The sequence below is a fragment of the Amycolatopsis sp. CA-126428 genome, from assembly GCF_002904335.1.
Taxonomy (GTDB): domain Bacteria; phylum Actinomycetota; class Actinomycetes; order Mycobacteriales; family Pseudonocardiaceae; genus Amycolatopsis.
Window position 1 is genome coordinate 114,433 of sequence record NZ_PPHF01000155.1, and the last position, 19,296, is coordinate 133,728.

The window sequence follows — 19,296 nt, forward strand, 5'->3', positions numbered from 1 at the left end:
GAAGGCGACCAGCCGGAGGGCGGCCCCGACCCGCTGTGTCGCGACTCACGGTGACCAACCAGCGGGTAACCAGCAAGGTCGGGAGGCAGGTCCGGACAGCCGTCCAGGACGGCCGCGGCGAGCCCGGGCGCGGGTGCGCGACCCGGAGGCGCTGCCGATAGCCTCGTGCGCGGCAGCAGCGCACAGCGAAGAAGAGGGAGAACACAGTGGGACGGTCGGTTCTGGTCACCGGGGGCAACCGGGGCATCGGTCTGGCGATCGCCCGGGACCTCGCCGAGCAGGGGCACCGGGTCGCCGTCACGCACCGTGGTTCGGGGGCGCCCGAAGGGCTCTTCGGGGTCCAGGCGGACGTCACCGACACCGAGCAGGTCGACGCCGCCTTCAAGCTCGTCGAGGAGCACCAGGGGCCGGTCGAGGTGCTGGTGTCCAACGCCGGGCTGACCGACGACACGCTGCTGATGCGGATGAGCGAGGAGCAGTTCGAGCGCGTCGTCAACGCCAACCTGACCGGCGCCTACCGCGTCGCCAAGCGGGCGTCGCGCGGCATGCTGCGCGGCAAGTGGGGCCGGTTCGTCTTCATCTCCTCGGTCGTCGGCCTCTCCGGCTCGGCCGGCCAGGCCAACTACGCCGCGTCGAAGGCCGGGCTGGTCGGCTTCGCGCGGTCGCTGGCCCGTGAGCTCGGCTCGCGCAACATCACTTCGAACGTCGTCGCGCCCGGGTTCGTCCACACGGACATGACCGACGAACTGCCCGAGGACCGCAAGAAGGAGATCCTCGCGCAGGTGCCCTCCGGCCGGTACGCCGAGCCGTCGGAGATCGCCGCCGCCGTGCGCTACCTGGCCTCCGACGAGGCCGGCTACGTCAACGGCGCGGTGCTGCCCGTCGACGGCGGCCTCGGCCTCGGCCACTGACCCCCCACCACCCCGAACAAGACCTGGAGGACCCGTGCCCGGACTGCTCGAAGGCAAGCGCCTGCTGATCACCGGCATCATCACCGACGCCTCGCTCGCCTTCCACGCGGCCAAGATCGCGCAGCAGGAGGGGGCGAAGGTCGTGTTGACCGGCTTCGGCCGCATGTCGCTGGTCGAGCGCATCGCGAAGCGGCTGCCCGAGGAGGCGCCGGTGATCGAACTCGACGTCACCAACCAGGAGCACCTCGACGGCCTGGCCGGCAAGGTCCGCGAGCACGTCGACGGCCTCGACGGCGTGCTGCACTCGATCGGCTTCGCCCCGCAGACCTGCCTCGGCGCGCCGTTCCTCGACGCGCCCGCCGAAGACGTCAAGACCGCGATCGAGATCTCGACGTACTCGTACATGTCGCTGGCGAAGGCGTGCCTGCCGCTGATGGGGCGCGGCGCGTCGTACGTCGGCATGGACTTCGACGCGCGCGTCGCGTGGCCGGTCTACAACTGGATGGGCGTCGCGAAGGCCGGGCTCGAGTCGGTCAACCGGTACCTGGCCAAGGAGCTGGGGCCGCAGGGCATCCGCGTCAACCTGGTCAGCGCGGGCCCGATGAAGACGATGGCGGCGAAGTCCATCCCGGGCTTCGTCGACCTGGAGGACGGCTGGGGCGAGCGCGCGCCGCTCGGCTGGGACAGCACGGACCCGGACCCGGTGGCGAAGAGCGTCTGCGCGGTGCTTTCGGACTGGCTCCCCGCCACCACCGGCTCGATGATCATGGTCGACGGCGGGGTCCACTTCCTCGGGATCTGAGCCTCACACGAGGGCCGGCTCACGGTCGTCGCCGCGCTGGACGGCGGCGGCGACCGTGAGCGCGGCCAGGGTCGCCACGCCGAGGGCGATCCCGGTCCAGGCGACGCTCGGGAAGCCGAGCCCGGCGTCGATCGCGACACCGCCCAGCCACGGTCCGGCGGTGTTGCCGACGTTGAACGCCGCGGTCGTGCTGGCGCCCACGAGGGTGGGCGCGTCGCCGGCGACGTGGTACGCCCGCACGTTCAGCGCCGGGTTGGCGCCGAACCCGGCGACGCCGAAGACGAGCACGGCCCCGACGGCGACGAGCGCGTCGGTGGTGAGGGCGAGCACGAGCAGCGCGGCCAGCGCGAGCGCGAGGAAGCCGTAGAGCGTCGCGAACGGCCGGCGGTCGGCGAACCGGCCACCCACGCTGATCCCGATCAGCGCGCCGACGCCGAACAGCGCCAGGACACCGGGCACCCAGCCCTCGGGGAGGCCGTCGGTCCCGGTCAGCAGGGGCGCGAGGTAGCTGAACGCGGCGAAGATCATGGCCTGCGCCAGCGCAATCACGCCGAGGGCGAGCCAGACCCGGCCGCGCCGGTACAGCCGCAGTTCGCCGCGGACGCTCACCGCGTCACCGGTCGTCTCCGGCACCAGCAGCGCCACGCCCGCCGCCGCGACCACGGTCACCACCGCCACGGCCCAGAACGCCGTGCGCCAGCCGGCGTGCTGGCCGAGGAACGTCCCCGCGGGCACCCCGGCGATGTTCGCCACGGTCAGGCCGCCGACCAGGACCGCCATCGCGCGGCCGCGCCGGTCGGCGGGCACGAGCGCGATGGTCGTCGCCAGGGCGACGGCCCAGAACCCGGCGCACGCGAACGCCGCGACCACCCGCGTGGCGAAGAGGACCGCGTAGCTCTCGGCGAGGGCCCCGACGACGTGCGCCCCGAAGAAGACGACGAGCAGCGCCAGCAGCGTCCGGCGGCGGGGGAGCCGGAGGGTGCCGATCGCCAGCAGCGGCGCGCCGACGACCATGCCGATGGCGAACGCCGAGATCAGCAACCCGGCGTCCGGGATGCTCACGTGCAGGTCGGCGGCCATGCCGGGGAGCAGGCCGGTGATCATGAACTCGGACGTGCCCAGCGCGAACACGCTGAGCCCGAGGACGAAGACGGCCAGGGGCATGAGTTCTCCTCCGGATTGTGTATCGATCAGTTCAAAACTGTGGCAGCGTGAACGCCCGCTTCGGACGTGCTCGTCAGCGGGCGACGATCGCCGAAAGCGCGATGTCGGCGACGGCGTGCATGCTCGCGGGGCTCGTGCCGCGGCGGGCCATCACGCGCAGCCCCGAGGTGGTGCCGAGCATGAACTCCGCCACCTCGGCGGGGTCCAGGCCGTCCCGGAGGCTGCCGTCGAGCACGCCTTCCCGGACGCACTCGGCGAACATGGTCAGGTTCCGGTCGGTGTCGTGGCGGAGCGCGGCGCCCACCTCGTCTTCGGGCAGGCCGAGTTCGGCCAGGGTGTTGACCACGAAGCAGCCGCGGCGGCGGTCCTCGAGGTCGGCCTCGATGGCGCTGTCGAGCACCGCGGCGAGCCGCTCGGCCGCGGTGCCCGGGCCGTCGAGGATCGCTTGACGCTTGTCCAGCTGGGTGCTGGTGTAGTGCGCCAGTGAACGCCTGAAGAGGGCGCGCTTGCTGGTGAACGTGTTGTAGACGCTGCTGCGGCCGAGCCCGGTCGCTTCGCACAGATCCTGCGTCGTCGTCGCTTCGTAGCCGTGTTCCCAGAACGCGTGCATCGCCTTCTCGACGGCGGCGGCTTCGTCGAACTCCCGTGGCCTGGCCATGAAGGCACCCTACCAGGGTTTTGTACTGCTCGATTCATAACCGGCCCGGCTCAGCGGGCGGGCCGCCACATCGGCAAGATGACGGGGTGGGATACGACGCGTTGCTGTGGCTTTCGTTCGGCGGCCCGGAAGGGCCCGACGAGGTCATGCCGTTCCTCGAGAACGTCACCCGGGGCCGGGGGGTGCCGCGCGAGCGGCTCCTGGAGGTCGCCGAGCACTACCAGCACTTCGGCGGCGTCTCGCCGATCAACAAGCTGAACCGCGACGCGATGGCCGCGGTCGAGAAGCAGCTCGCGGCGGCCGGCATGGAGCTGCCGGTGCACTTCGGCAACCGCAACTGGCACCCGATGGTCGAGGAAACCTTGGCCACGCTGACGTCGGACGGCGCGAAGCGGGTCCTGGTGTTCCCCACGAGCGCGTACGGCGGCTACTCGGCGTGCCGCCAGTACGACGAGGACATCGAGCGCGCCCGCGCGGCGGTCGGCGAGGGCGCTCCCGAACTGGTGAAGATCCGCCAGTTCTTCGACCACCCGCTGTTCGTCTCGGCGGTCGCCGACGGCGTGCGCGCCGCCCACGCGTCGCTGGGGAACGAGCCCGGGATCCGCACGGTGTTCACGGCCCACTCGGTGCCGGAGAGCGCGGATCGCGCCTCGGGCCCGCCGTCGGAGGGCGGCCGCCGCTACTCGCGCCAGATCGCGGAGGCGGCGCGCCTGGTGGCGGCCGAGGCGGGCATCGCCGAGTACGACGTCGTGTGGCAGTCGCGGTCCGGGCCGCCGCAGGTGCCGTGGCTGGAGCCGGACATCGTCGACCACCTCGACGCGCTGCACGCGGACGGGGTGCGTGGCGTGGTCGTGTCGCCGACCGGGTTCGTGTCGGATCACCTCGAGGTGATCTGGGACCTGGACAACGAGGCCGCGGAACGCGCCGCGGAGCACGGGATGGCCTTCGCCCGCGCGGCGACCGCGGGCGGCGACCCGAGGTTCGCGGAGCTGGTCGTGGAGCTGATCCGCGAGCACACGCACGGCGTGGAGCCGAGGAAGCTCTCGTCGTTCCCGGTGGCCGGCTGCACGGTCAACGGTGCTCCCTGCGCGATCGGCTGCTGCGAACCCGCGAAGCGCCCGGGCCGTTAGGTCCGGCGCCCCACGAGGTGGAAGGCGCGGCTGAGCCGGCGGTACGGATCCCGTCGGCCGGCCTCGAACTCGACGGCCGCGACGCGCTCGGCTTCGGCCGGGTCCGGGGGAGCGCCGCTGAGGTCGAGCCAGTCGACGAACAGCCAGACTCCGTACCACGCAAGAGGTTCCACGCCGCGGCTGCGGAGGGCTTCGCTCAGTTCCGCCACGGTGTCCGCGCGCGTCGGCAGGCCGAGCACGCCGATCTCGGCCCGGGCGTCGAAGGCCGCCAAGGCGTCTTCCCAGCGCCCTTCCATCGCGGGGCGCACCGCCGAGGCGTCGGCGTTGCCGGTCATGATCGAGATCAGACCGCCGGGGGCGGCGCACCGGCACAGCTGGTCGAGCACGGGGCCAGGGTCGTTCAGGTAGCCGAGCACGCCGTGGCACAGGACGGCGTCGAAGCGACGGCCGCCGACCGCCTCCGAAGCGTTCGCGCCGTCGGCTTGTACCAGCGTCACCCGGTCCGGCATCCGCTCTCGGGCCTTGGCCAGCATCGCCACGGAGGAGTCGAGCAAGGTGACGTCGTAGCCGGCGCGGGCCAGGGGGAACGACTGGTGACCCGCACCGCCGCCGACGTCCAGTACCGAGGCCGGCGCGGCGGGCAGGTGCTCCAGCAGCTGCCGGTGCATGACGTAGGTACGGACGCGCCCCTTGGCGGAAGCGTAGGCACCGTCGGCGAAATCGTCGGCCACCGCGGCCCAGGTGTCGTCCGGCACCGCTCAGCCTTCGCGGGCCGTCTGCTCCGCGAACGCGCGCACCGCCTCGTCGACCGCCGCGCAGCGGGCCGTCCGGACCGCGTCCGACAGCGGCCGCAACGCCTGGGCCCGCAACGTCGAAGCCGAGGCCGACAACGCCCCGCCCGGCTCGTCCGAAGACGCGATCGCCAGGATCGCCGCGATCTCCTCGGCCCGCTGCAGCACCCGCAACGCGCGCCCGGGTGTCCCGGCCGGCCAGTCGACGTCCGGGCGCGACCGCAGGTGAGCCGACAGCTCCGCGCGCACGCCCGGCCGGTCGGAGGCCACGTCCAGGGTCTGCAACGCGCCCGCGCTGGCCCGGATGGCGTCCGTCAGCCCGTGCTCGGCTTCGCCGAGCGGCACGTACTCCGGGGTTGTCGGCGAAGGCAGCGAATAGACGGTCCAGCGCACCAGGCCCTCGGCGATCGGCTCCGGCACCAGGCCGAACCCGAGGTCGGGGAGCACCAGCGCGTCGCCCGCGCGCAACGCCGCTTCGGTGAACGGCCCGCCGCCGCCGAGGCCGCGCACGTCGCCGGGGACGGGCAGCACCAGGTGCAGTGATTTCGCTCCTTGCGAACGCAGCGCCATCAGCAGCTGCACCGGCGTGGCCGCCCGGTTGAACGCCAGCGGGAGCGCGAAGGCGTCGGCCGCGGCCGCGTCGGCGGCCACGACGTCGTGGGCCTCACCCCACGCGAGCAGGGCATCGAGGACATCGTCGGACGCGGCGGCCCCGTTGAGCCACGCGCTCGACCAGACGGCGAAAGTCGCACTGGGACGGCACACGACGCCCTATTTTACCGGGTCGGCGGACAACACAGCAGCGCGCCCACGCTGGAGCCGCTCCACATCGACGGGCCGCCGATCCGGCAGTAGCGTCGAACGGGTGAACGCTGTTCCAGACGCTCTTCCCCGCACCGCCGGGGCCCTGCGCGCGGCGGGGTACGAGCCGCGCCCCATCGCGCAAGAGATCCACGACAACCTGCTGAGCGCCCTCAAGAACGGCGAGGACGCCTGGCCCGGCATCGTCGGGTTCTCCCGCACCGTGCTGCCGCAGCTCGAACGCGCGCTGCTGGCCGGCCACGACGTCGTCCTGCTCGGCGAACGCGGCCAGGGCAAGACCCGCCTGCTGCGCACCCTCGCCGGCCTGCTCGACGAGTGGACGCCCGTCATCGAGGGCTCCGAGCTGGGCGAACACCCGCTGCAGCCGATCACGCCCGCGTCGATCCGGCGTGCCGCCGAGCTCGGCGGCGACCTGCCGGTGGCCTGGCGCCACCGCTCCGAGCGCTACACCGAAAAGCTCGCCACGCCGGACACCTCCGTCGGCGACCTGATCGGCGACGTCGACCCGGTGAAGGTCGCCGAAGGCCGCAGCCTCGGCGACCCCGAGACGATCCACTTCGGGCTCGTCCCGCGCGCCCACCGCGGCATCGTCGCCATCAACGAGCTGCCCGACCTGGCCGAACGCATCCAGGTCGCGCTGCTCAACGTGATGGAGGAGCGCGACATCCAGGTCCGCGGCTACACGCTGCGGCTGCCCTTGGACGTCCTGCTCGTCGCCACCGCGAACCCCGAGGACTACACCAACCGCGGCCGGATCATCACCCCGCTGAAGGACCGCTTCGGCGCCGAGATCCGCACCCACTACCCGCTGGACGTCGAGTCCGAGGTCGCCGTCGTCCGGCAGGAGGCGAACCTCGTCGCCGAAGTCGGCGAGCCGCTGCTGGAGGTGCTCGCCCGGTTCGTCCGGAACCTCCGCGAGTCGACGGTGATCGACCAGCGCTCCGGCGTGTCGGCGCGGTTCGCCGTCGCCGCGGCGGAGACCGTCGCGGCCGCGGCCCTGCGGCGCTCGGCGCTGACGGGGGAGGAGCCCGCGGTGGCCCGCCCGGTCGACCTCGACGCCGTGCCGTCGGTGCTGCGCGGCAAGATCGAGTTCGAGCCCGGCGAAGAGGGCCGCGAGATCGAGCACCTCGTGCACCTGCTGCGCCTGGCGATCGCCGAGACCGCGCGCGACCGGTTCGCCGGCCTCGACCTGCGGCCGCTGGCCGACGCGGTCGCCGACGGCCACCTGGTGTCCACCGGCGAGCGGGTGCCGGGCAAGGACGTCCTCGAAGCCCTGCCGGAGCTGCCGGTGCTGCACGAGGTCGCCCGGCGCGCCGGGGTCTCCGCCGACGAGCCCGCCGGCCGGATCGCGGCCGCCGTCGAACTGGCCCTCGAATCGCTGTTCCTGTCGCGAAGGCTCGCCAAGGACTCCGACGACACGACGACCGTCTACGGCCGATGACCGCGGTCCCGCTTCCCGACGGCTACTCCTACGGCCCGTGGCACGACGGGCCGGACCCCCTCGCGCCGCCGGCCGACCTGCGCGACGCGCTCGACGAGATCGGCCGCGACGTCATGGCCGGGGCCTCGCCGCGGGCCGCGCTGGAGGAGATGCTCCGGCGCGGCACCGAGCGCACCGCGGGCCTCGACGAGCTGACCCGGCGGCTCTGGCAGCGCCGCTCGCAGATCCAGCGCCGCAACAACCTGAGCGGCACCCTCCAGGAGGTCCAGCGCCTGCTGCAGGAGGCCCTCGACGCCGAGCGCCGCGAGCTGTTCCCGGACCCGGACGACGACGCCCGGTTCCGGGAGGCCCAGCTCGACGCGCTGCCGCCGGGCACGGCCGCGGCCGTCAACGAGCTGGCTGACTACGACTGGCGCTCCGAACAGGGCCGGGAAAACTACCAGCAGATCCGGGACCTGCTCGGCCAGGAGCTGATGGAATCCCGGTTCCAGGGCATGAAGCAGGCGCTGCAGAACGCCGGGCCCGAGGACGTCGAGCGGATCAACGAGATGCTCTCCGACCTCAACGACCTGCTCGGCGCGCACGCCCGCGGCGCCGAGGACATCCAGCAGCGCTTCGAAGACTTCATGGGCAAGCACGGCGAGTTCTTCCCCGAGAACCCGCGCAACGTCGAAGAGCTGATCGACGCGCTGGCCGAGCGGTCGGCGGCCGCGCAGCGGATGCTCAACTCGATGTCGGCCGAGCAGCGCGCGGAACTCGCCGAGCTGACCCAGCAGGCCTTCGGCGACCCGCGGCTGGCGCAGCAGCTGTCCCAATTGGACAGTCAGCTCCGGGCGGCCCGCCCGGGCGAGGACTGGACCGGCTCGGCGCGCTTCCGCGGCAACAACCCGCTGGGCATGGGCGAAGGCGCCCAGGCCATGCAGGATCTCGCCGAGCTGGACGCGCTGGCCGAGCAACTCGGCCAGTCCTACCCCGGCGCGCGGCTGGAGGACATCGACCTGGAGGCCCTGGAAGCCCAGCTCGGCAAGGACGCGGGCGTCGACGCCCGGCGGCTGGCCGAGCTGGAGCGCGAACTGCGCCGCCAAGGCCTGTTCGAACGCGCCGCCGACGGCTCGCTCCGGTTGTCGCCCAAGGCGTTGCGGCGCCTCGGCGAGACGGCGCTGTCCGACATCGTGAACGCGCTGCGCGGCAAGACCGGCGAGCGCGAGACCGAGTCGGCGGGCGCGGCCGGCGAGCCCACCGGCGCGTCGCGGCCGTGGCGGTTCGGGGACATGCAGCCCTGGGACGTGCCGCGGACCATCCGCAACGCCGTGCTGCGCTCGGTTTCGGTGGGGGAGCGGCAGGTGCGGCTCGACGTCGAGGACGTCGAAGTGGTCGAGACCGAGCACCGGTCCCGCGCGGCGGTGGCGCTGCTGGTCGACACGTCGTGGTCGATGGTGCAGGAAGACCGCTGGCTGCCGATGAAGCGCACCGCGTTGGCCCTGCACCAGCTGATCAGCACCCGCTTCCGCAACGACGCCCTGCAGCTGATCACCTTCGGCCGCTACGCGCAGTCGGTGGAGCTGCCGGAGCTGGTCGGCCTGGAGGGGGCGTGGGAGCAGGGCACCAACGCCCACCACGGGCTGCTGCTCGCCGGGCAGCACCTGCGGCGGCACCCGGACGCCCAGCCGGTGGTCCTGATGGTCACCGACGGCGAGCCGACGGCCCACCTGGAGCCCGACGGCGAGGCGGTCTTCGACTACCCGCCCCAGCCCCGGACCCTCCTCAAGACACTGTCCGAAGTGGACCGCCTGGCGAAGCTGGGTGCGTCGATTTCGGTGTTCCGCCTCGGCGACGACCCGCGGCTGACGTCGTTCGTGGACCTGATCGCCCGCCGCTCGGGCGGCCGGGTGATCGCCCCGGACCTCGACGGTCTCGGCGCCGCGGTGGTGGGCGACTACCTGCGCACGCGGCGGTGACGTGAGCGGGTGCTCCCGAGCGAGCGCCCGCTCACGCGCGTCCGGGGTGGTACCGCCGGAGGCGCACCTCCCGCGGGTCGATCCACCGGCCGTGCGCGGGCTGCTCGGCCAGCGGGTCGGCCCACCGCACCCGCAGCCGGTCCGGGTGCGCTTCCTGGATGCGCACCTCCGTCCACCGGCCCGGCGCCTCCTCGGCCCACCACGGTTCGGCCAGGCTCGGCAGGCCGTCGCGGCGGACCACCTCCTCGGCTTCGTCACGCCCGGACGGCTCGGCCAGCACTCCGTGGAACACCGTGCCCGGCTCCCAGCCCGCCGCCACCCGCCGGAGGTGGCCGAGGAGCTCGCCGTCCTCCTCACGCCGGACTTCGATCGGGCTCACAGCTCCACGCCCAGCCGGTCGCGGACGGCGGCGATGACCTGTTCGGTCTGGGTCCGCAAGGCGGCCAGACCGGCCTGCTCGTCGGCCGAGCCGACGTAGCCGCTCGAGTCCGCCCGGGCTCCCCGCTTCCAGACGGCCGTGACCTGCTGCGTCGCGGTGATGTCCTCGTCCGGGCGCCCGTCGACCAGGACGAGGTCCGCCCGCAGCCCCGTCCGGATCCGGCCGCGGTCGGCCAGCCGGAACACGTCGGCGGGCCGCGCGGTCCCGGCGGTGAGCGCCGCCGGCGGCGAGAACCCCGCCGTCACCAGGTGCCCCAGCTCCCGGTGCAGGCTCGCGCCGTGGACGGTGCCCGGGTTGGGCGCGTCCGTTCCGGCCAGCACCGGTACGCCGGCCTCGAGCAGCAGCCGGGCGTTGGCCCGCGCGGCCGCGAAGTCCGGCAGCCGCGGCGGCAGCCAGCGCTGCGCTTGCCGTTCGAGGACCGCGCACCACGCCGGACCCAGGCGGGGCACGAGGGACGGTTCGCCGAGCAGGCCGCCGTCTCCGGGGAAGCCGTCGGCCACCGACAGCGTCGAGATCACCGCGACACCCGCCGAGGCGATCGCGTCGGCCTGGCGGCCGGTGAGCGCGTCGAACGGGACGTGCGCGAGCACGTCGACCCCGGTGGGCAGCAAGTCCATCGCTCCGCGGGCCGTCGACACGTGCGCGGCGACGACCAGGCCGGCCGCGTGCGCGGCTTCGGTCAGGGCGGCGATCGTCGGCACGTCCAGCGACGGCATCGGCATCGGGCCGCCGCCGGTGCCGTCGTCGTAGAGCACCTTCAGGTGCGCCGCGCCTTCGGCGACGCGGCCGGCGACGAACCGTCCGGCGTCCCGCGGTCCGGTCACGGTCGGGAACGGCGCGTACATCATGCTCGGGTGCCCGCCGGGTGCCGTGGCCCCGACGCTCGAGGAGCGCACGTCGGCGCAGTCCGGCCCGGCGGCGCGGGCCAGGGCTTCCCGGACCGTGTCCGGCTTGCTGAACATGTCGAGCACGGTCGTGACGCCGAAGGTGAGGGCCTGCCGGGGCGCGCCGGGCAGCAGGTGCACGTGGGCGTCGATCAGCCCCGGCAGCAGGGTGCCGCCGCGGGCGTCGACGTGCTCGTCGCCGGGGCCGAGCAGGGTGTCGTCGCCGATCGCGGCGATGCGGCCGCCGGTGAGCCGGACGGCGGTGTGGTCGGTGCGGCGCTCGCCGTCGAAGACGCGGGCGCCGGTGATGGTCGTGGTCACGAGCGTCACGGTAGAAGTTGACACCGTGTGAAGGTCAACTTCTAAGCTGAGGGGCATGCGGTTCTCGATCAGCCAGGTCGCGAAGGCGTCCGGCGTCTCGGCGCGGATGCTCCGCCACTACGACGCGATCGGCCTGCTCACGCCGTCGTCGGTGGCGGCGAACGGCTACCGCTGGTACGGGCGGCCCGAACTGCTGCGCCTGCAGCGCATCCTGCTGCTGCGGCGGCTCGGGCTCGGCCTGGCCGAGATCGGGGCCGTGCTGGGCGACCAGGCCGGCGAGACGGCCGCGCTGCGCGGGCACCTGGCCCAGCTCGAGCAGGAGCGGCGCCGCCTCGACCGCGTCATCGCCACCGTCGAGGAGACGATCGCCGACCTCGCCCACGCCCGGATCGACGACCCGGACCGGTTCTTCGCCGGCCTGCGCAAGGACGGCGCCGCCATGCGGCAGAGCTACCGCGAGACGTTCGGCGACGGCGCCGCGGTGGCCTTCGACACCGCCCAGGCCGCCCAGGCCGGGCTCACCGCCGCGGACTACGAGCACGCCGCCGCCCGCAGCGCCGCGCTGTTCCGGCGGCTGGCCGCCGTCATGCGCTCCGGCGCCGCGCCGGAAGACCCGGCCGCGCTCGACGCCGTCGCCGAGCACCACGAGTCCGTGAGCCACTTCTGGCAGCCGACCGCCCCCGCCTACGCCGCGATGGGCGGGCTGTACCTCAACGATCCCCGGCAACGGGAGCTGGCCGAGCGGGCCGATCCGGAGCTGCCGGCCTGGCTCGCGCGCGCCATCGAAGCCTACGCGCGAGTACGGCTCGTCCCACCGCTCGGGAAGGCCTGACGGCCCGGCAATTACAGTCGGGGTATGCAGACTTGGTCATCGGTCGACGTGCCCCGCATCCCCGGCACCCCCCGCCCGCTGCGGCTCCACGACACGGCCACCGGGCAGATCCGCCCGACCGCGCCCGGCGCCACCGCCCGGATGTACGTCTGCGGCATCACGCCCTACGACGCGACGCATCTGGGGCACGCCGCGACGTACCTCGCCTTCGACCTGGTGAACCGCGTCTGGCGGGACAACGGGCACGACGTCCACTACGTGCAGAACGTCACGGACATCGACGAGCCGCTGCTGGAGCGCGCGCAGCGCGACCAGGACGACTGGGTCGTGCTGGGCATGCGCGAGACGGCGCTGTTCCGCGAGGACATGACCGCGCTGCGGGTCGTCCCCCCGCGGCAGTTCGTCGGCGCCGTCGAGAGCATCCCGGAGATCGTCGAGGTCATCGCCAAGCTGCTGGCCAACGGCAGCGCCTACCGCGCGGACGACCCGGAGTTCCCCGACGTCTACTTCGACCACACGGCGACCGGGAAGTTCGGCTACGAGTCGAACTACGACGCCGAAACGATGGCGAAGTTCTTCGCCGAGCGCGGCGGCGACCCGGACCGGGCCGGCAAGCGCCACCCGCTGGACGCGCTGCTGTGGCGCGTGGCCCGCGAGGGTGAGCCGTCGTGGGAGTCCGAGCTGGGTGCGGGCCGCCCGGGCTGGCACATCGAGTGCAGCGCGATCGCGGTCAACCGGCTGGGCCTCGGGTTCGACGTCCAGGGCGGCGGCTCGGACCTGATCTTCCCGCACCACGAGTACAGCGCCGCGCACGCCGAAGCCGTCGCGAAGGACGGTCAGTTCGCCCGGCACTACGTGCACGCCGGGATGATCGGCCTCGACGGCGAGAAGATGTCGAAGTCGCGCGGGAACCTCGTGTTCGTCTCCCGGCTGCGCGCCGACAAGGTCGACCCGGGCGCGATCCGGCTGGCGCTGTTCGCCGGCCACTACCGCGACGACCGCCCCTGGTCCGACCGCCTGCTGGCCGACGCCGAAGCCCGGCTCGCGCGCTGGCGGGAGGCCGTCTCGCCGGCCACGGGCCCGGCCGCGGAGGACACCGTCACGCGGCTGCGCGACCACTTGTCCGACGACCTCGACACGCCGAAGGCCCTGGCGGCGATCGACGCGTGGGCGAACGAGGCCCTGCGCCGCGACGGCACCGACCCGGCGGCCCCCGGCCTGATCTGCGACGCCGTCGACGCCCTCCTCGGCATCGCGCTCTGAGCACGGCGAAGGGCCCGGCAGTGCGCCGGGCCCTTCGCCGCGTATAACGACTTATCCGGCTACGGGACGGCCGGCGGCCAGCTCCAGCCGGGCACCCGCCCAATCCCGGCGCAGCCACCGGTCGTGGGACGCGATGACGACGGCGCCCGTGGCGGTCTCCAGTGCCGCGAACAGTTCTTCCGCCAGGGTCAGCGAAATGTGGTTCGTCGGCTCGTCCAGCAGGAGCACGTCCGGCGGTTCGGCGAGCAGGATCGCCAGCGCGAGCCGCCGCCGCTGACCGACCGACAGCGCCCCCACCGGCTGCCGCAGATCCCGCGACGCCAGCAGGCCCAGCCGGCTCAGCGGGGGAGCGTCCTCGCCGAGCGCGTCCCGGTACACCCGGGCCGCGTTCCGCTCCGGCCCGGCGAACACGACGTCCTGCTCCAGCAACCCGACCCGCACGCCCTGTCCGAAGTGGACCGTCCCGGCCGCCGGTGCGAGCCGGCCGGCCAACACCGACAGCAGCGTCGACTTCCCGGCGCCGTTCCCGCCCGTGACGAGCAGCCGGGCCGAACCGCCGATGTCCAGCCGTGGCAACGACAACCGGCCCGGCACTTCGAGTGAGCGCACCGAGATCGCCGGGCCGTCGCCGGTCGCGCGCCCGGTGAGTTCGGCCTTGAACCGCAACGGCGCCGGGGGCTTGCGCACCTGGTCGCGTTCCAGGTGCTCCAGGCGCTGCTCGGCGTCGCGCACCCGCCGCGAGATCGTCTTCTGGACGCGGGCGCCCTTGAAGGCGTGGATGAACTTGTCGTTGTCGCGCGGGGCGCGGCCGTAGGCGACGTTCCGCGCGGTGACCGCGACGGTTTCCCGCAGCTCCTTCAGTTCCTCCTGTTCCTCGGCGTAGCGCTGCTCCCACCGCGCCCGCTCGGCCTTCTTGTGGCCGAGGTAGTCGCGGTAGCTGCCGCCGTAGCGGACCGCGCCGCCGGCCTGCCGGTCGGCCGCGGCCGGGTCGAGGTCGACGATGTCGGTGCAGACGGCGTCGAGGAACACCCGGTCGTGCGAGGACAGCACCACGATCCCGGTGAGCTCGGTGAGGTGCCGTTCCAGGAACGCCATCGCGGAGTCGTCGAGGTGGTTGGTCGGCTCGTCGAGCAGGAGCGTCTCCGGCTGCCGGATCAGCAGCGCGGCCAGGCCGAGCCGCGAGCGCTGCCCGCCCGACAGCGTGCCGAGCCACCGGTCCGGGGCGACGCCGCCGAGGCCGAGCCCGTCGCAGACGAGCTTGGCGCGGCGGTCGGCGTCCCAGAGGTCGTGGGCCTGGGCCCACTCCAGCACCCGGCCGTACTCGTCGAGCACCTCCCGATCGTCGGGCCGGTCGGTCATGGCCGCGGTCAGCTCGTCGAGGCGGGCCGCGGCGGCCCGGATCTCGGCAAGCGCGCCGTCGAGCACGTCGGCGAAGGTCGCGTCCATCGGGTACGGCAGTTCCTGCAGCAGGAACCCGACGTCCGGGCCGCGCAGCACCTCGCCGGAGCGCGGTTCTTCGAGCCCGGCGAGCAGGCGCAGCAAGGTGGACTTGCCGGTGCCGTTCTCGCCGACCAGGCCGAGCCGCTGCCCGGCCGACGCGGTGAGGGAAACGCCGTCGAGGACGAGGCGGGTGCCGTAGCCGAAGACGACGTCCTTGGCCTGCACCGGAAAAAGGGGGGACATGTGCGGTCACCGAGCCCTGGGGGAAGAAAGCGGAGATCCCGGCCGGGCGTCGTGGCACGCGGGAGCGTCGGCTCGACCGGTGCCGCCTCAGGCGGGATGGGCGCGGTTCAGTTCCTCATAGTGGAACCAGGTTAACGCAACAGCAGTAGAGTTAGTCAACCGGTTATGGCCTGGGTCACATCCGGCAGGTCCGCCGTCGATCGTTCGGCGGCCGCGGTGCCGTCGGTGAGGAATTCCAGCAGCGCGGTCAGCTGGCGGCGGTCGAACCGGGCGAGGCGTTCGCCGACGAACCGGGCCATCGGCGCGTACAGCTCGGCGAGCTCGGCCATCCGGTCGGGCAGTGGCCGCACGACGAGCCGGCGCCGGTCGGCGGGATCGGGGGCGCGCTCGGCGAGCCGGTGCTGTTCCATCCGGTCGAGCAGCCGGGTGAACGCACCCGTGCTCATCCCCAGCAGCCGGGCGAGCTCGGTCGGGGAGTCGCTGACCCGGCCGTGGAGCAGGTGCAGGCAGTGCAGCTCGGTCGGGGTGACGGCCATCCGCTCGGCGACCGCCGCGTGGAAGAGCGCGGTCGAGCCCACGAAGCGGGGGAGGGCGAGGGCGGCGGCGGTGGCGAGTTCGCGCTGGTCGGGCAACGTCCATCCAAGGTCGGGTGACGACACAGTCACTGCTTCGCGCAGTCACTGCCCCGCGAACGATAGCGCAGCCGGTTGACAAACCCGCAGGCGGGACCAACTATGAAAGGACACTTTCGAAATGGTTCTTTCAGATAGGACGACCGATGGCCGAGCTGCCGCCGCGCAAGCGGATCGAAGACGTCGAGCTGCTGCGCGCACTGGCGCACCCGCTCCGCTCGGCGCTCCTGAACCACCTCACCGCCGTCGGGCCGAGGACCGCGAGCGAGTGCGCCGAAGCGGTCGGCTCGACGGCGTCCAACTGCAGCTGGCACCTGCGGCAGCTCGCCCAGTACGGCCTGGTCGAGCGGGCCGACGCCGAGGACGGCCGGGAACGCCCGTGGCGCGCCCGGCAGGTCGGGCTGGACATCGGCCAGTTCGCCGACGACCCGGCCCGCCGGGCCGCCCAGCTGGGCGTCGTGGGCGCGAGCCTCGGCCACGAGCAGGAACTGACCCAGCGCTACCTGGACTCCCTCGACGACCTCGACCCGGCCTGGGTCGCGGCGTCCGGGCTCTCGACGTACACGCTGCGTGTCACGCCGGAAGAGCTGACCCGGCTCGGCGACGCGATCGACGCGCTGGTCCGGCCCTACGTCGGCGCCATCCGGCCGGACGCTCCGGCGAACGCGCGCCCGGTGCACGTCAGCCTGCGGGCGTTCCCGCGCATCGAACACTCGGGGAAGGCGGAGGAATGAAGCAGCTGCTGGGGGTACCGGCGTTCGCGCGGCTGTGGGTGGCCGCGTTCTTCGGGGAGACGGCCGAGTGGATGCTGCAGGTGGCGTTGCCGATCTACGTCTTCCAGCGCACCGGCTCCGCCGCGACGACGGCGCTGAGCATCGTGCTCGGCCTGCTGCCCACGGTGCTGCTGAGCCCGGTGGCCGGCGTCGTCGCCGACCGGTGGAACCGCCGCGCGGTGCTGTTCGGCGTCTGCTGCGGGCTCGCCGTCGTGGCGCTTCCGCTCCTGGCCGAGCCCGGCGTCACCGTGGTGTACGCGGTGATGGCCGCCCAGGCGGCGTGCGCGTCGGTGTTCGAACCCGCGCGCAACGCGCTGGTGCCGGAGCTCGTCGGGGTCGCAGAGGTGACCGCGGCGAACGGGCTGATGAGCGTGAACGGCAGCGTCGCCCGGCTGGCCGGCGGCTGGGCCGGCGGTGCCCTGCTGGGCTTCGGCGGGCTCACCGACGTCATCACCGGCTACTTGGCCGTCCTCGTGATCGCCGCGGCGCTGCTGGCCAAGCCGTTCCGCCGGGTCGCCGCGCCCGCGCCGGCGGCCCCGCGGGAACCGGTGGTGCGGGCCTGGCTGGACGGCCTGCGCGAACTGACGCACAACCGGCGGCTCGCGCGCCCCGGCCTCGCGCTCGTGCTCACCTCCTTGGCCCAGGGCATGTTCCTGGTGCTGTTCGTGGTCTACGTGCTGGACGTCCTGGGCGGCAGCGAAGCCGACGCGGGCCTGCTGCGCGGGGTCCAGGCGATCGGCGGGCTGGCCGCCGGGTTCGCCGTCGCCACCGTGGCCCGGCGGGTCGCGCCGGTCGCCCTGCTCGGCTGGGGTGCGTTCGGGCTGGGCCTGCTGTCCGCGGTGATCTGGAACCTGGCCCCGGTGACGACGGCGCTGGGGGTATACGCCGGGCTGTTCGCCCTGGCGGGTGCCCCGGGCGTGGCCGTCGGCGCCGGGACGCTCTCGGAGATCCAGCGCGCGGTCGCCCCCGAGCGGGCCGGGCGCGTGCTGAGCACGACGTTCGCCGCGATGGCGACTTTCACGACGGTCGGTGCGCTGCTCGCCGGGGCGCTGGTGGCGACGACCGGGGCGGCGGTGCTGCTGGACGTCCAGGCCGGCGTCTACGTCGTCGCCGGGCTGCTGATGCTGCTCCCGCGCCGGGGGTGGACCCGGCAGTTCGTGTGGAGGAACCGGGCCGCTCCCTCGGTGAAGTCGTAGATCGCCACGGTCTGGGTGTCCTCCAGGGGATCGGCCGAGGGCATGAGGAAGTGCGTCCGGCTCACCGGAAGCAGCTCGTACGTCAGGCGGGCGGGCTTGCCCAGGAACTCCGCCTGCATCGGGTCGAGGTCCAGCGTCACGTGCAGGGCGCCGCCCTCGGCGGACACCTCGTACCGGGCGCCGGGCCGCTCGTACACGCCCTCGTACCTCGGCAGATCGAGCCGCAGGGCCGGGTCCGGCTCCGGCAGTTCCGGCGGGACGACCGTGCCGAGGTCGCCCAGGATCTCGGTGAACACCCTGCGCGCGAAGCTTTCGCGCGGGCCACCGTTGGTCAGCACGGCGACGGCGGTGGCCGAGTCCGGCAGGATCCGCAGCCGGGCGTTCTGGCCGATCGTGCTGCCGTCGGTGGCGTAGACGGTTTCGCCGTGCCAGTCGCAGACGATGAGGCCGAGGGCCCACTCCGGCCCGAACAGGTACGGATCCGGGACCGGCACCCGCGACCGCAGCATCTCCCGGACGCTCGCGGCCGACACGATCCGCGTGCCGTCCGGCGCGGTGCCCGCGTTCAGCAGGACGTGGGCCATCGTCAGCACGTCGCGGACCGTCGAGGTGATGCCGCCGCCGGGCCCGAACTCCCGGGGCAAGTAGGCCATCGGCGTGACGATGGGCCCCTCGGCCCGGGAACGGAGCAGGTGCCCGGTCGCCGCCCGCGTCTCGTCCACCTGCTCGCGGCGGCTGTTCGTGCCGGTCAGGCCCAAGGGCGTGAAGAGCCGGTCCCGCAGGACGTCGTCCCAGCGCTTGCCGTCGAGGACCTCCATGATCCGGGCGAGGACCGCGTAACCGAGCGCCGCGCTGTAGCCGTGGGTGTGGCCGAGCGGGAAGACCTGCGGTGCGTCGGCGATGTTCGCGACCATGCGCTCGTGGATGTCGTCGTCTTCGCCGGGGTTGCCGAAGGCTTCTTCGATGCCGTTGGTGTGGTTGAGCAGGTGCCGCGCGGTGACCTTCGCGGTCGTTTCCGGATCGGCCACCGCGAACCCGGGCAGGGAGGTCCGCACGGGCTCGTCCAGATCGGCCTTGCCCTCGTCGACCAGCTGCAGGAAGGCCAGGGCGGTCCACGTCTTCGTCATCGAACCGCACTGGTAGACCGTGTCCGGCGTCGCCGGTTCGCCGGTTTCGACGTCCTTGACGCCGACGGCGAACTCGGTGATGCGGCCGTCGCGGAGCACGCCGACCGCGGCGCTCGGGATGCCGTACTCGGCCAGCAGCGCCGACACCCGGTCCCGGATCGTCATCGGCGGAGCCCCACCGCGTTCGCCGCGTCCGCTTCGAAGTACTCCGTCGTGGCGTGGGCACCGGCGTGGGTCTCGAAGAACTCGCGGACGGCGTCGGCGGAGTCGTGGGCGATGACGTTCACCGCGCGGGTGCCGTCCGTGCTCGCGACCGCCAGCTGCCACACCGCGCCCGGCGGAAGCCGGCCGTGGGCCTTCTTCAAGCCGTTCCAGAACTTGCTTTCGTCCGAGACGGCCGAGATGGCCAGCACGTGCGTCTTGTCTTTCGTCATGCGGAAAAGCTACGTTGCGTTTCATCACGATTCAA

Annotated in this window: 19 protein-coding genes; 9 read left to right on the top strand and 10 right to left on the bottom strand. The window is 73.3% G+C overall.

Features of this window, described 5'->3' with window-relative positions; genetic code table 11:
- Nucleotides 1-206 precede the first annotated feature (206 nt).
- Together fabG and fabI are read left to right on the top strand one after the other, a co-directional pair.
- Nucleotides 207-911, top strand: a complete 705-nt coding sequence (fabG, locus tag C2L58_RS39070; protein WP_103342644.1) for a beta-ketoacyl-ACP reductase — start codon at nucleotides 207-209, stop codon at nucleotides 909-911.
- 34 nt (nucleotides 912-945) lie between these two features.
- Nucleotides 946-1,713, top strand: a complete 768-nt coding sequence (gene fabI, locus C2L58_RS39075) for an enoyl-ACP reductase FabI (protein WP_103342645.1) — start codon at nucleotides 946-948, stop codon at nucleotides 1,711-1,713.
- A gap of 3 nt (nucleotides 1,714-1,716) precedes the next feature.
- Here fabI and C2L58_RS39080 read toward each other — a convergent pair whose 3' ends face one another.
- Nucleotides 1,717-2,877 carry a Cmx/CmrA family chloramphenicol efflux MFS transporter gene (locus C2L58_RS39080; RefSeq protein WP_103342646.1) on the bottom strand — a complete coding sequence of 387 codons (1,161 nt, stop codon included), beginning with the start codon at nucleotides 2,875-2,877 and terminating at the stop codon, nucleotides 1,717-1,719.
- 73 nt (nucleotides 2,878-2,950) lie between these two features.
- On the bottom strand, nucleotides 2,951-3,535 hold the full coding sequence (locus C2L58_RS39085; protein WP_103342647.1) for a TetR/AcrR family transcriptional regulator: 585 nt from the start codon (nucleotides 3,533-3,535) through the stop codon (nucleotides 2,951-2,953).
- A gap of 86 nt (nucleotides 3,536-3,621) precedes the next feature.
- On the opposite strand from C2L58_RS39085, the gene C2L58_RS39090 reads away from it, so the two are divergent.
- Nucleotides 3,622-4,665, top strand: a complete 1,044-nt coding sequence (locus tag C2L58_RS39090; protein ID WP_103342648.1) for a ferrochelatase — start codon at nucleotides 3,622-3,624, stop codon at nucleotides 4,663-4,665.
- Here C2L58_RS39090 and C2L58_RS39095 read toward each other — a convergent pair.
- Together C2L58_RS39095 and C2L58_RS39100 are read right to left on the bottom strand one after the other, a co-directional pair.
- The gene (locus C2L58_RS39095) at nucleotides 4,662-5,420 is read right to left on the bottom strand and encodes a class I SAM-dependent methyltransferase (protein WP_103342649.1); all 759 of its coding nucleotides are present in this window, start codon (nucleotides 5,418-5,420) and stop codon (nucleotides 4,662-4,664) included. The two genes, C2L58_RS39090 and C2L58_RS39095, sit on opposite strands and share 4 nt — an antisense overlap.
- Nucleotides 5,421-5,423: 3 nt before the next feature.
- Nucleotides 5,424-6,221 (bottom strand): hypothetical protein, encoded by a 798-nt coding sequence (locus C2L58_RS39100; RefSeq protein WP_103342650.1) that lies wholly within the window; start codon nucleotides 6,219-6,221, stop codon nucleotides 5,424-5,426.
- 100 nt (nucleotides 6,222-6,321) lie between these two features.
- Here C2L58_RS39100 and C2L58_RS39105 point away from each other — a divergent pair, with 100 nt between their 5' ends.
- Together C2L58_RS39105 and C2L58_RS39110 are read left to right on the top strand one after the other, a co-directional pair.
- A complete protein-coding gene (locus tag C2L58_RS39105; RefSeq protein ID WP_103342651.1) occupies nucleotides 6,322-7,719 on the top strand; it encodes an ATP-binding protein in 1,398 nt (465 codons plus the stop codon).
- Nucleotides 7,716-9,677, top strand: a complete 1,962-nt coding sequence (locus C2L58_RS39110; protein WP_103342652.1) for a vWA domain-containing protein — start codon at nucleotides 7,716-7,718, stop codon at nucleotides 9,675-9,677. The genes C2L58_RS39105 and C2L58_RS39110 overlap by 4 nt, the downstream gene beginning before the upstream one ends.
- A 31-nt stretch (nucleotides 9,678-9,708) precedes the next feature.
- On the opposite strand, the gene C2L58_RS39115 is transcribed toward C2L58_RS39110, so the two are convergent.
- Both C2L58_RS39115 and C2L58_RS39120 read right to left on the bottom strand, forming a co-directional pair.
- Nucleotides 9,709-10,056 carry a hypothetical protein gene (locus tag C2L58_RS39115; protein WP_103342653.1) on the bottom strand — a complete coding sequence of 116 codons (348 nt, stop codon included), beginning with the start codon at nucleotides 10,054-10,056 and terminating at the stop codon, nucleotides 9,709-9,711.
- Nucleotides 10,053-11,321 carry an amidohydrolase family protein gene (locus C2L58_RS39120; protein ID WP_233226187.1) on the bottom strand — a complete coding sequence of 423 codons (1,269 nt, stop codon included), beginning with the start codon at nucleotides 11,319-11,321 and terminating at the stop codon, nucleotides 10,053-10,055. Before C2L58_RS39120 ends, C2L58_RS39115 begins: the two co-directional genes overlap by 4 nt.
- Before the next feature lie 55 nt (nucleotides 11,322-11,376).
- On the opposite strand from C2L58_RS39120, the gene C2L58_RS39125 reads away from it, so the two are divergent.
- A complete protein-coding gene (locus tag C2L58_RS39125) occupies nucleotides 11,377-12,153 on the top strand; it encodes a MerR family transcriptional regulator (RefSeq protein WP_103342655.1) in 777 nt (258 codons plus the stop codon).
- Between the two features lie 24 nt (nucleotides 12,154-12,177).
- Entirely contained in the window at nucleotides 12,178-13,416 is a 1,239-nt protein-coding gene (gene mshC, locus C2L58_RS39130; RefSeq protein ID WP_103342656.1) for a cysteine--1-D-myo-inosityl 2-amino-2-deoxy-alpha-D-glucopyranoside ligase, read from the top strand.
- Between the two features lie 51 nt (nucleotides 13,417-13,467).
- Here mshC and C2L58_RS39135 read toward each other — a convergent pair whose 3' ends face one another.
- Both C2L58_RS39135 and C2L58_RS39140 read right to left on the bottom strand, forming a co-directional pair.
- On the bottom strand, nucleotides 13,468-15,099 hold the full coding sequence (locus tag C2L58_RS39135) for an ABC-F family ATP-binding cassette domain-containing protein (protein ID WP_103342657.1): 1,632 nt from the start codon (nucleotides 15,097-15,099) through the stop codon (nucleotides 13,468-13,470).
- Between the two features lie 155 nt (nucleotides 15,100-15,254).
- Complete coding sequence (locus tag C2L58_RS39140) at nucleotides 15,255-15,731, bottom strand: MarR family transcriptional regulator (protein ID WP_103342658.1); 477 nt, start codon at nucleotides 15,729-15,731, stop codon at nucleotides 15,255-15,257.
- A 146-nt stretch (nucleotides 15,732-15,877) separates the two neighbouring features.
- Between C2L58_RS39140 and C2L58_RS39145 the strand changes: the two genes are divergently transcribed.
- Nucleotides 15,878-16,465, top strand: coding sequence for an ArsR/SmtB family transcription factor (locus tag C2L58_RS39145; RefSeq protein WP_103342659.1), 588 nt, complete (start codon nucleotides 15,878-15,880; stop codon nucleotides 16,463-16,465).
- Entirely contained in the window at nucleotides 16,462-17,700 is a 1,239-nt protein-coding gene (locus C2L58_RS39150) for an MFS transporter (RefSeq protein ID WP_103342660.1), read from the top strand. Before C2L58_RS39145 ends, C2L58_RS39150 begins: the two co-directional genes overlap by 4 nt.
- Here C2L58_RS39150 and C2L58_RS39155 read toward each other — a convergent pair.
- Together C2L58_RS39155 and C2L58_RS39160 are read right to left on the bottom strand one after the other, a co-directional pair.
- The gene (locus C2L58_RS39155) at nucleotides 17,604-18,992 is read right to left on the bottom strand and encodes a serine hydrolase (RefSeq protein ID WP_103342661.1); all 1,389 of its coding nucleotides are present in this window, start codon (nucleotides 18,990-18,992) and stop codon (nucleotides 17,604-17,606) included. The two genes, C2L58_RS39150 and C2L58_RS39155, sit on opposite strands and share 97 nt — an antisense overlap.
- Entirely contained in the window at nucleotides 18,989-19,261 is a 273-nt protein-coding gene (locus C2L58_RS39160) for a hypothetical protein (protein ID WP_103342662.1), read from the bottom strand. The genes C2L58_RS39155 and C2L58_RS39160 overlap by 4 nt, the downstream gene beginning before the upstream one ends.
- Between the last annotated feature and the right edge of the window lie 35 nt (nucleotides 19,262-19,296).